At 62.2% G+C, this 10,140-nt stretch carries 7 protein-coding genes and 3 pseudogenes; 6 read left to right on the top strand and 4 right to left on the bottom strand.

Annotated elements, in window-relative coordinates; translation table 11 throughout:
* The coding region (locus tag JCM25156_RS05490) for a transglutaminase-like domain-containing protein (RefSeq protein ID WP_025812402.1) at positions 1 to 534 on the top strand (534 nt) is incomplete at its 5' end.
* Positions 531 to 1,589: pseudogene (locus tag JCM25156_RS21810) on the top strand (zinc-binding metallopeptidase family protein). The gene JCM25156_RS05490 and the pseudogene JCM25156_RS21810, both read left to right, overlap by 4 nt.
* A gap of 71 nt (positions 1,590 to 1,660) precedes the next feature.
* On the opposite strand, the pseudogene JCM25156_RS21805 reads toward JCM25156_RS21810, so the two are convergent.
* Positions 1,661 to 2,626 (bottom strand): annotated as a pseudogene (locus tag JCM25156_RS21805) (LysR family transcriptional regulator).
* Between the two features lie 107 nt (positions 2,627 to 2,733).
* Between JCM25156_RS21805 and JCM25156_RS05465 the strand changes: the two are divergent.
* From JCM25156_RS05465 to JCM25156_RS05455, 3 genes are read left to right on the top strand one after another with little or no spacing between them, the layout of a single operon-like run.
* Positions 2,734 to 3,477 (top strand): (Fe-S)-binding protein, encoded by a 744-nt coding sequence (locus tag JCM25156_RS05465; protein WP_025812398.1) that lies wholly within the window; start codon positions 2,734 to 2,736, stop codon positions 3,475 to 3,477.
* Positions 3,474 to 4,871, top strand: coding sequence for a lactate utilization protein B (locus JCM25156_RS05460; RefSeq protein ID WP_025812397.1), 1,398 nt, complete (start codon positions 3,474 to 3,476; stop codon positions 4,869 to 4,871). The genes JCM25156_RS05465 and JCM25156_RS05460 overlap by 4 nt, the downstream gene beginning before the upstream one ends.
* Positions 4,868 to 5,452 (top strand): LutC/YkgG family protein, encoded by a 585-nt coding sequence (locus tag JCM25156_RS05455; protein ID WP_025812396.1) that lies wholly within the window; start codon positions 4,868 to 4,870, stop codon positions 5,450 to 5,452. The genes JCM25156_RS05460 and JCM25156_RS05455 overlap by 4 nt, the downstream gene beginning before the upstream one ends.
* A 49-nt stretch (positions 5,453 to 5,501) precedes the next feature.
* Here the strand turns inward: JCM25156_RS05455 and JCM25156_RS05450 are convergent, their stop codons facing one another.
* The 3 genes and pseudogenes from JCM25156_RS05450 to JCM25156_RS21800 all read right to left on the bottom strand — a co-directional run bounded on the left by JCM25156_RS05450 (position 5,502) and on the right by JCM25156_RS21800 (position 9,708).
* Entirely contained in the window at positions 5,502 to 5,771 is a 270-nt protein-coding gene (locus JCM25156_RS05450; protein WP_010514654.1) for an HU family DNA-binding protein, read from the bottom strand.
* Positions 5,772 to 6,071: 300 nt separating this feature from the next.
* Positions 6,072 to 7,496 carry a hypothetical protein gene (locus tag JCM25156_RS05445; RefSeq protein WP_025812395.1) on the bottom strand — a complete coding sequence of 475 codons (1,425 nt, stop codon included), beginning with the start codon at positions 7,494 to 7,496 and terminating at the stop codon, positions 6,072 to 6,074.
* Positions 7,497 to 7,648: 152 nt separating this feature from the next.
* Positions 7,649 to 9,708, bottom strand: a pseudogene (locus JCM25156_RS21800) (NAD(+) synthase).
* A gap of 126 nt (positions 9,709 to 9,834) precedes the next feature.
* Between JCM25156_RS21800 and JCM25156_RS27755 the strand changes: the two are divergent.
* Positions 9,835 to 10,011, top strand: a complete 177-nt coding sequence (locus JCM25156_RS27755) for a DUF1328 domain-containing protein (protein ID WP_025812394.1) — start codon at positions 9,835 to 9,837, stop codon at positions 10,009 to 10,011.
* Positions 10,012 to 10,140 lie beyond the last annotated feature (129 nt).

Below are 10,140 nucleotides of genomic sequence, written 5' to 3'. Positions count from 1 at the left end.
CCGCTGCTGGATGCGATGACCGCACGGTGGCGCGCCACCCTGCCCTGCCCGACGCTGGACCTGCTGGTCGCGCTGACGCGCGACATCGCAACCCGCATCACCTACCGCATCCGGCTGGAAGCGGGCGTGTGGTCACCCGAGCAGACCCTGCGCAATGGCGCGGGATCGTGCCGTGACAGCGCATGGCTGCTGATTACCGTACTGCGCAGGCTGGGCTTTGCCGCGCGCTTCGTCTCAGGCTACCTGTTCCAGCCCGAACGTGACGCACCCGAACGGATGGGCTGCGAACTGCATGCCTGGACACAGGTGCACGTACCGGGCGCGGACTGGATCGGGCTGGACACGACATCGGGCCTGCTGGCGGCACAGGGGCATATCCCGCTGGCCGTCGCCGTGACCCCGCATGAGGCCGCGCCCGTCAGCGGCTTGCTGGACAAGTGTGTCGCCACATTTGAAGCCGTGATGGAAACGGTTTCCCTGCCCGCCCCCACACAGGCCCCCTTACGCCAGCAACGGTCGATCCTGTCCTCATGAAGCTGTTTTTCTGCCAGTCCTGCCAGCAGGTACTGTTTTTCGAGAACACGGCGTGCGAACGCTGCGGCCTTGCGCTGGGCTACCTGCCCGAACAGACCACGCTTTCCGCGCTGGAAGCCGTGGGCGAAGGGCTGTGGCGCCCCATGCGGCCCCTCACGCCACGCGCGTGATGTGCGCCAACAGCGCCTATAACGCCTGCAACTGGCTGACCGAACCGGGGCAGGTATTCTGCGTGGCGTGCAGTTTCAACCGCACCATTCCCAACCTGTCCGTTCCGGGCAATATCGCGCGGTGGCAGAAGCTGGAAATCGCCAAGCACCGCCTGTTCTACACGCTGCTGCGCCTTGGCCTGCCGCTACGCAACCGGCGGCAGGACCCGAACGAAGGGCTGGCCTTCGATTTTCTGGACAGCCACGCCGATGGCACGCCTGCCATGACCGGGCATATGAACGGGGTCGTCACCATCGCGCTGAACGAGGCCGATGACGCCCAGCGCGAGCAGATGCGCCTGGAGATGGGGGAATATTACCGCACCCTGCTCGGTCATTTCCGCCATGAAATCGGGCATTACTACTGGAACGTGCTGATCCGCGACGCAGGCCCGGAACGGCTGGCCGCCTGCCGCGATGTCTTTGGTGATGACCGACGCGATTACGCCGCCGCGCTGAAGGAACATTACGAAACCCCAGCCCCCCCACATGGCGCGGCCAGTATGTCAGCCAGTACGCGACATCCCATCCATGGGAGGACTTTGCCGAGACATGGGCCATTACCTGCATATCATCTCCACACTGGAGACCGCATGGGCCTATGGCATGACCATCAACGCCGCGGGGGCGCATGCGCCCCCCCTGCGGGCGGACATATGCCGCGACCCCTATACCGAAATGTCGTTTGACGAGATCACGCAGGGCTGGCTGCCGCTGACCTATGCCGCCAACAGCCTCAACCGCTCCATGGGGCTGCCGGATTTCTATCCCTTCGTGCTGACACCCGAAATCCTGCGCAAGCTGTCCTTTATCCACGACCTGATCCGCCACAGCCGGGTGGCCTAGATACCGGCCCGGATGCCCTGTCTCATCGGGTCGGGACAGCTTTTTTTGAAAGATGGGGCACCCCCGAATTTTCATTTTTTTATTAACATGCTGTTTTGATCGGCCGTCATGTCCGTAGCTCCCAGCGTGACGGTAATGGCGCTGTCGTTCATGTCCCGGCAGCAGCCACGCAGGGTGGAGATGAAATTGCTCAGCAGCGGCACATGCTGCCCCGCGCGCATGGCGATGGCCAGTTCCGCGCGGGGCGCCTTGGCCCCCAGCGAATGATAGGTCACGCCGCCTGAATGGATCTGGTGCAGCGAGCGCGGCACGACCGAAACCCCCAGCCCGGCCGCGACCAGCGGCACGGTGGAGGCGATCTGCGGGGCCTGCTGGCCCATGCGCGGCGTAAAACCGGCATTGTGGCAGGCAGACAGGATGGCGTCATGAAAGCCCGGCCCCAGTTCACGCGGAAGATGATGAACGGTTCATCCGCCAGCATCTCCAGTTCCAGACTGGGCAGGGTGGCCAGCGGGTGGCCCTTGGGCAGGGCGACGACCGTTTCCTCCTCCAGAAGCGGGGAGACCAGCAGTCCCTCCCCATCGGGCACGGGCGGGCGGACAATGGCGATGTCGATGGCCCGGTCATGCAGCGCCTTGCGCAGGGCGGGGGTATTGCTTTCCTCCAGGTAGATGGTGACATCGGGCCACACTTCCCGAAAGCGCCGCACCGTCAGCGGAATCAGGGCAGCAGCGAGACCGCGCCCGCCAGCCCCACGCGGATATGCCCCTTCTCACCGCGCGCGAGCCCCTGCGCGGTGGAAATGAACTGCTGCTGCATGCCCAGAAGCGCGCGCGCCTGATCCAGCAGCACCAGCCCGATATCGGTCAGCCTGACGCCACGGGTCAGCCGCTGGAACAGCAGTACCCCCAGCTCGTTCTCAAGCTGCTTGATCTGCTGGCTCAGCGGGGGCTGTTCCATGCCGATCTGTTCCGCCGCGCGGGTGAAGCTGCCATTCTCGCTACAGCCACGAAATACCGTAAGTGCCTTAAATCCATATTTCATATAAATTATATATGGAAATGTCCTTCAATATATATTTGACGAAATAACATGCCATGCGCCACGTTTCGCGCCAATCATGCTGAGGATAGGTGTCTCCTAAATGAAAATTGGCCTGTTCATTCCGTGTTATATCGACGCATTCTACCCTGAGGCCGGTATCGCCACGCTGGAACTGCTGGAAAAACTGGGGCAGGATGTCGAATATCCACTGGAGCAGACCTGCTGTGGCCAGCCCATGGGTAATTCCGGCTGCAATTCGGATGCTGCCGCGGCGGAAGCCCTGTTCGTGCGCAACTTCGCGCGGTTCGACAAGATCGTCATGCCATCTGGCAGCTGCACGCACCATGTGCGCGACAATTTCGATGCGATCCCGCAGACCGATGAAGTGCGCCATGTGCGCGAAAATACCTATGAACTGGTTGAATTCCTCCACGACATATTAAAGGTCGACGCCTTTCCGTGGGCGGAATTCAACCATACCGTGGGCCTGCACAACAGTTGCGGCACGCTGCGCGCCCTGCGCACGGCCAGCATGTCGGAACTGGGGGAAAAACCGTTCTCCAAACCGATGGACCTGTTGCGCAAGGTGAAGGGAATCCGTTTCGTGACACCCAAACGCCCCGATGAATGCTGCGGTTTTGGCGGCACCTTCTCGGTGACGGAGGAAGCGGTTTCCGCCCGCATGGGGGTGGACAAGGTGCGTGACCACCATCAGGCGGGGGCGGAATACATCGTCTCGGCGGATTCGTCGTGCATGATGCACCAGCAGGGCTGCGCCGAACGCGCGGGGGTGCCCATCCGCTTCATCCATATTGCGCAGATCCTTAACGGAGCAGCCCAATGAGCAACAGACCCGTCAACCACGCCCGGGCTGCCGAGCATTTCCTGGAAGACGCGCCCCACCTCAAGTTCCATGACGAACGCCTGTGGGACATGCGCCAGAAGCGCGACGCCCAGATGCACATGCTGCCCGAATGGCAGGAACTGCGCGAGGAAGCGTCCCGCATCAAGGAACACACGCTCGCGCGCCTGCCGGAATATCTTGAGCAGTTTGAAGAAAACGCGAAGAAAAACGGCATCCATGTCCACTGGGCGCGTGACGGGGCGGAGCATAACCGCATCGTGGGCGATATTCTCAAGGCCCATGACGCGCGCAGCCTGATCAAGAGCAAGTCCATGGTCACGGAAGAATGTGACATGCGGCCCTATCTGGAAAAGCGCGGCGTCAGTGTGACCGAGACCGATCTGGGCGAACGCATCCAGCAGCTCGACAACCAGTTGCCCAGCCACATCGTGGTGCCCGCCGTACACAAGCTCACATCCGACGTGGCCAGGATTTTCGCCAAGGATTACCACACGGATCCCAACATCCGGGATCCACACCTGCTGGCCGAGGCCCAGCGCCAGGCGGCGCGGCCCGTCATCCTGCATGCCGATGCGGGCATGACCGGCGGCAACTTCGTGGTGGCGGAAACCGGCACGTTCGTCGTCTGCACCAACGAAGGCAATGCCGATCTGAGCGCCACGGTGCCCAACCTGCATATCGCCACCATCGGCATCGAACGGCTGGTGCCGCGCATGGCCGATCTGGGCGTATTCATCCGCCTGCTTTCACGCAGCGCGCTGGGGTCGCCCATCACCCAGTACACCACCCATTTCCGTGGCCCGCAGGATGGCGGGGAAATGCATGTGGTGCTGGTGGACAACGGCCGCTCCGCCCGGCTGGGCATGGATGATTTCTGGACCTCGCTCAAATGTATCCGCTGTGGCGCGTGCATGAACACATGCCCGGTGTACCGCCGCTCCGGCGGGCTGTCCTATGGCGCGGTCTATTCCGGCCCGATCGGCGCGATCATTGATCCCACCTTCAACGAACACAAATACAGCACGCTTCCCTTCGCCTCCACGCTGAACGGAAGCTGCACCAATGTCTGCCCGGTCAAGATCGACATTCATGAACAGTTGTACAAATGGCGGCGCGTGCTGGTGAAGCACCGCGAAATGCCGTTCGTGAAGCGCGAGATCATGCACATGGCGGGCAAGCTCATGGGCCAGCCCAGGATGTACCGCGCCGCGCTGCGCACGACCGAGACGTCGCTTGAAAGCCTGCCCCGCTTCGCGCTGTACAACTGGCTGAACCCGTGGGGCAAGCACCGCGAACTGCCGCATCCGATCAAGGAGACATTTCACGACTGGTACAAGAAGAACCGCGCGACCGCACCGGAGAACAAGAAATGAGCGCACGCGACACCATCCTGCAGGCCCTGCGGACCAACCGCCCCACGCCGCAGAACCATCCGCTGCCCCCTGTCGTGACACTGGGGGATCTGGATGCGGGCCAGGAACGCTTCATCACCAACCTGAAAATACTGGGCGGTGACGTGCTGGAGCCGGTGGCGGGCGAAACGCTGGATGACGCCATCAAACGCCGCCACCCCGATGCGAAGGTGATCTGTTCCACCGTGCCTGAAGCCAAGGGCACATTGCCCGTGGAGCGCATCAAGACCCCGCAGGATGTCGCGACGGTGGACGTGGCCGTGGTGCGCGCGGCGTTCGGCATTGCGGAAATGGGGTCGATCTTCCTGAGCGAAGCCCAGCTTCCGATCAATTCCTTCGCGCATCTGGCGCAGCATATCGTGGTGCTGCTTTCACCCGATGAGCTGACGGCCAACATGCACACCGCCTACCAGACGCGCGGCGAGTTCAAATCCGCCCGTTATGGCGTGCTGATGAGCGGCCCCTCCGCCACGGCGGATATTCAGGGCGTGCTGATCCGGGGCGCACAGGGCGTGCGCTCGCTTTCCGTCTGGTTTGCCTGATCCGGGGCATGTGCCTGCCATTTCCAAGAAGTGGCAGGAACCCCGGTTGTCAGACGGCCTTTTTCAGGTTCGGACTGGCCTTGAAACGTACGGTCTTGCCCGCCTTGACCTTGACCGGCTCACCCGTGCGCGGGTTGAGCGCCTTGCGCGCCTTGGTCTTCTTGACGGTAAATGTTCCAAAGGACGGGAGGGTAAAGCCACCTTCGCGCTTGAGTTCCTTGACAATCGCCGCAATCAGGTCGGAAGCAGCCTGATTGGCCGCGACGCCCGTGCAATCAATTGAATCCTGTATGACAGCGGCAATAAAGGCCTTACTCATCGGAACCGTCTGCTCCTTCCTGGCTAAAAATGAATTCTGTCCTGACCCGATCCCCTGTCGAACGGGACCACCATCATCCGCCCGGCTGGGCGAGCGCGGCTTGTAACCTGATGGTGGGGGTTAGGCCAGCAATTTTTCGTTATCGTATATAAATTCATGTTGATCTGATCAGCAACAACCGCATCCCTCCCATAAATGGCAGTTATACTCGGGTGCTGTATCAGCTCACGGGTTTTTTATATCGAAACCGCATCATTAACCAGTGGAAAATCGTGACACCAGGGGACAATATTTCCCCGGTCAGGTCTTGAAATTCTGGGCTTTCAGGTCCGTCACCCCGACAAAGGTGATCCGTGTGCTGTCTTCAAGGCCGATGGTCGTATTGCCACCGGCAACGGTCGCGTGCTCCAGCATGGACTGGATGGAGGCCGGAGTCGTGTCATAACCGGACAGCCTGACGATATTGCCCGACGATCCGGCAAAGTCCTGAATGATGTCGGCGCCGCCCGCCTGCCCCTTGATGAAATCGAATTCCGTGGCATCATGTCCGGCTCTCAGCACATCATTGCCCGTTCCGGCCTGAAGCATGGCCTGACCGTTCCCGCCGATGAGCGTGTCATTGCCGCTTCCGGCCACCATGCGCAGCGTGCCGCCTGACAGGCCGCCATCAAGGGTTTCGTTGCCGCTGCCTGCGTAACAGGTCATGCCGCCGCTGCCATTGGCCGCCAGATCCAGCCCGGCGGTGCCGAATATGGTGGCGTTGCTTCCCGTCACTGTATCGGACACGCCGTTAGCGCCGCCAATAAATGTCAGGGTGCCGGGCACGCTGACCTGGATCACGCTGTTTTCTGTGCCCTCGATCTGCGTCGTCATGCTGGCGGAAATCGTATCGTTACTGCCGCCGGTTACCGACAGCGCGCCATCCGAGTTAATGGAACTGTCACTGACGGAATCCACGACCAGTCGGCCCTGACCGGAAATGACATCATCCTGACCGCCCTGTACCGTATTGATGGTCTGTCTGGTGTATTCGCCTTCAAAAAACCCACCATCATCATAAGTCGTGATGGTGTCGTTACTCTCATTCCGGACCATGACCCCATCAATGACCTCGATGGATGAGCCCCCGCCATTGAAGGTGGCGGTAGAGGAATCAGGCGCATTCCACGCCCCGCTTACCGTCGGCGTGCCCGCGTAGCCATAAACCGTGTCCGACCCGCCCATGGTGTGGACAAGATCGTTTCCCGTTCCGCTGACAAAAACCGTGTTGCCCCCGGCGGCGTAATAATTCACATCGCCCGCACCGGCATTGAACTCCACCGTGCCCAGATTGCCATCCATAACGTTGATGGCGTTATCCCCCCCCGCAAGCGCCATGCCCTGATCGAGCAGGGCGGACGTGGTGCTGCCAATATCAATGGCCGATACGCTATTCCCGGCGGTAAAGACGCCGCCTTGCGTGATCTCCTGCACGCCCTGCGCGCCAGCGGCGGCGCGTATGACGCCGTCGATCATCTGCACGCCCGCGGCGCGCGTGGACTCGGCGGAGCATATGACACCCCCCGCAACGGCTACCGCATCGACACCGGAGGCGGCACTGAGGCTGGAAAGCGCCTTGAGCGCCGTCTGCTCACCAACCTGCTGCAGGCCCTGAATGATCTGGCTGCTGTCCTGGTTGATGCCCAGCGTAAGCCCGGTTGCCCCGGTTACGGTCACGTATCCCATACATTCCGTTCCTTTTCCTACGGAAGCAGGCCATGCCCGTGCGGCCTTGCCACCGATAATCCATCGTCCGCGCCCCGTGGGAAACCGGAAGATGCATCATTCAGAACCAAACTAGTCCTGTATTGGTTAAGAAAATCGGAATCAGGATCGGATCAGTTCAGGGGAACACGTTTTTCCAGTTCTTCCAGCCAGATGCGCGCATTGCCATCCGATGGCGCGCGCCAGTCGCCGCGCGGTGACAGCGCGCCGCCCGCCACGACCTTTGGCCCGTTGGGCATGGCGGACCGTTTGAACTGGCTGAACCCGAAGAACCGCCTGAGAAAGACACCCAGCCAGTGGCGGATTTCCACCAAGGTATAAGCCCGCCTGTCCTGTTCCGGAAAACCCGGTGGCCAGGACCCGCATTGCGCGTCACCCCACGCATGCAGCGCCATGAACGCGATTTTCGACGGGCGAAAACCGTAGCGCAGCACATGGAACAGGGTGAAATCCTGTAGCGCATAGGGGCCGATCAGGCTTCGGTGCTCTGCACCGCCTGCCCTGCCGTGGCGGGCACCAGTTCGGGCGAGATTTCGGTGGACAGGATCGCGTCAAGCACCGAGCAGGTGCGGGCCTGTTCGCGTCCATTGGCCATGACCCAGCGGATCAGGTGCTGGATCAGGGTTTTGGGCAGGCCGGAATTGACATTGTAATGCGCCATCTGGTCACCCACGCCATAGGTACACCACCCAAGCGCCAGTTCGGACAGGTCGCCCGTGCCGATCACGATCCCGCCGGACTGGTTGGCCAGACGGAACAGGTAATCGGTGCGCAGGCCCGCCTGCACGTTTTCGAACGTGACGTCATACACCGCCTCCCCCTTCGCGAAGGGGTGGCCCATCTGCTCCAGCATCAGCCGGGCGGTGGGGCGGATGTCAATTTCATGCGCCTGGATGCCAAGGGCCGCCATAAGCTCATGGGCATTGCCGTGCGTATCGCCGCTGGTGCCAAAACCGGGCATGGTGTAGCCCAGCACGGCCTGCCGCCCCAGCCCGCTTTCATCCGCCGCGCGCGCCGCCACCAGCAGGGCATGGGTGGAATCCAGCCCGCCGGAGACGCCAATCACCATGGTTCTGGCGCCCGACGCCAGCAGCCGCCGCTTCAGCGCCGTGACCTGTATGGTAAAGGCTTCATAACAGTCCTGATCGAGCAGCGCCGGATCGCTGGGCACGAACGGAAAGCGGGGAACGGCGCGCCGCAGGCCGATGTCGCCCACGGGCGGCGTTACGTGGAAGGGGATGGTGCGCCATTCCCGTGCCACACCATGGGCGCCGTTATTGGCGAAGGTGCCCATGCGCAGACGCTCCTGGCGCAACAGGTCCAGGTCAATATCGGCCACGACCGATACGGGGCCGGTGGGAAAGCGCGCGCTTTCAGCCAGCATCGCGCCATTTTCAAAAATCGAGGCCTGCCCGTCCCAGGCGACATCGGTTGTGGATTCGCCTTCCCCCGCCGCGGCATACAGATAGGCGCAGATGCACCGTGCCGAATGGGACTGGCACAGCAGCGTGCGCGTGCGCGCCTTGCCCACGGTGATGTTGCTGGCGGACAGGTTGGCGATGACCGTGGCCCCGGCCAATGCCGCCTCTATGCCCGGCGGCTGGGGCACCCACATGTCTTCACAGATCTCGGCGGCGACCACCAGTCCCGCAATATCCGGGGCGGCGAACAGGAGGTCGGTGCCAAAGGGCACATCCTGCCCGCCCGCGCGGATCTGGCCGCCGCGCAGCCCGGCCCCGGCCGTAAACTGCCGGGCTTCATAGAACTCCCGGTAATTGGGCAGGTAGGATTTGGGAATGACACCCAGTATCCGCCCGTCATGCAGGGCTACGGCGCAGTTGTACAGGGCGCTTCCATGCGCCAGTGGCGCGCCCACCAGCACCAAGGGCCGCAGCCCCGCCGTCCGCGCCGCAAGCCAGCCAAGGGCGTCATGCACGCGCTCGAGCAACACATCCTGCTGGCGCAGATCCTCGATCGCATAGCCGGACAGGCCCAGTTCGGGGAACACGGCCAGCACCACGCCATCATCATGGCAGGCGCGGATGCCCGCCTGCGTGCGGCGCGCGTTTTCCATCGGATCGGCCAGCGCCACGGGCAGCGTGCAGGCCGCCACACGCGCGAAGCCGTGTTGGTACAGCCCATGAAATCCGGTTGTGTCGCTGCCTGCTGTCATGTCCCGCCTCCCGCCCGGTATGGCCAAAATCACCTGCGCCGATGAACCGGCTGCTTTCTGGCGCATTGTTATAGGGCGGATGTCAATCCCGCGCCTGTCACAACCACGATCGGAAGGAACCGGATCATGGACCTGTTACGCTGGACCATTACATTCCTTGTGCTGGCCCTGATCGCCGCGGTTTTTGGCTTCGGCGGCATTTCTGACACCTTCGCCTATTTCGGCAAGGTGCTTTTCTTCGTCTTCATCGTCCTGTTCATCATTGGATTGTTTTTTGGCCGCGGCCGCGGAACCTTGCCCTGACCCGGACACGGAGGCCACGACGCACCGGCACAAGCAGGATCAGGGCGTAAATCCCGTCCATCGCCGCCATGGACAGCGGCAGGCCGGGCACCGGATACGTTGCCGCGTCGCACGGCTTGGCCGCGTGGC

Source organism: Komagataeibacter kakiaceti JCM 25156 (genome assembly GCF_000613305.1).
This window is presented reverse-complemented; position numbering and strand designations above follow the sequence as displayed.

Bases quoted from the DNA above. Each gene is read 5' to 3' on its own strand.
- JCM25156_RS05465 (WP_025812398.1), top strand. From the start codon at position 2,734: ATGAAAATTGGCCTGTTCATTCCGTGTTATATCGACGCATTCTACCCT.
- JCM25156_RS05460 (WP_025812397.1), top strand. From the start codon at position 3,474: ATGAGCAACAGACCCGTCAACCACGCCCGGGCTGCCGAGCATTTCCTG.
- JCM25156_RS05455 (WP_025812396.1), top strand. From the start codon at position 4,868: ATGAGCGCACGCGACACCATCCTGCAGGCCCTGCGGACCAACCGCCCC.
- JCM25156_RS05450 (WP_010514654.1), bottom strand. From the start codon at position 5,771: ATGAGTAAGGCCTTTATTGCCGCTGTCATACAGGATTCAATTGATTGC.
- JCM25156_RS05445 (WP_025812395.1), bottom strand. From the start codon at position 7,496: ATGGGATACGTGACCGTAACCGGGGCAACCGGGCTTACGCTGGGCATC.
- JCM25156_RS27755 (WP_025812394.1), top strand. From the start codon at position 9,835: ATGGACCTGTTACGCTGGACCATTACATTCCTTGTGCTGGCCCTGATC.